This is a genomic window from Pantoea sp. Morm (assembly GCF_016643525.1).
Taxonomy (GTDB): Bacteria; Pseudomonadota; Gammaproteobacteria; order Enterobacterales; family Enterobacteriaceae; genus Pantoea; species Pantoea dispersa.
Window position 1 is genome coordinate 1 of sequence record NZ_VOQX01000273.1, and the last position, 701, is coordinate 701.

General features: G+C 51.1%; 1 tRNA gene and 2 rRNA genes. All 3 read right to left on the reverse strand.

The annotated features are described in order from the left end of the window. Nucleotides 1–108 (reverse strand): 23S ribosomal RNA (locus FT726_RS27505); the annotation flags it as partial. Nucleotides 109–459: 351 nt separating this feature from the next. Beyond that, nucleotides 460–535, reverse strand: a tRNA-Glu gene (locus tag FT726_RS27510). Between the two features lie 86 nt (nucleotides 536–621). After that, a 16S ribosomal RNA gene (locus tag FT726_RS27515) occupies nucleotides 622–701 on the reverse strand; the annotation flags it as partial.

The following is a 701-nucleotide window of genomic DNA, read 5'->3' on the forward strand; positions in this document are numbered from 1 at the left end:
ACGGCTGTAGCGGTTCATATCACCTTACCGTCGCTTTTCGCAGATTAGCACGTCCTTCATCGCCTCTGACTGCCAGGGCATCCACCGTGTACGCTTAGTCGCTTAACCTCACAACCCACAGGCGTTTATCTGTCTGCCGTAACGGCTGCGCGTAAAGAATGCGTCGTTGCGCGGTGCCCGCCATGCTCACGTACTTCAGTACGCTCCGCTGGCTGTGCGCCGTCGCGCCTTGCCTTCTTTACTGCTCGCTCGCTACTGCATCACAGTTGCTTGTAAGCTGTAAGCTTTTGAGAGACTCGAACGCATCGTCATTTCATTCTTATTACGGAGAATGAATACGACGCGTCGTTTCAAATTTTCAGCTTGTTCCGGATTGTTAAAGAGCAAATACTTCGCAGCATGCTTAATCAGCACACTCTGAAGTATTATCGGTAACGCCTTTCACTCATTACCAGCAAGTGGCGTCCCCTAGGGGATTCGAACCCCTGTTACCGCCGTGAAAGGGCGGTGTCCTAGGCCTCTAGACGAAGGGGACACTGAAGTCTCTTTCGTAAGACGCTTTGCTCATTACTTTTTCATCAGACAATCTGTGTGAGCACTTCGCGGGAAGGTATCTTCAGGTAAGGAGGTGATCCAACCGCAGGTTCCCCTACGGTTACCTTGTTACGACTTCACCCCAGTCATGAATCACAAAGTGGTAA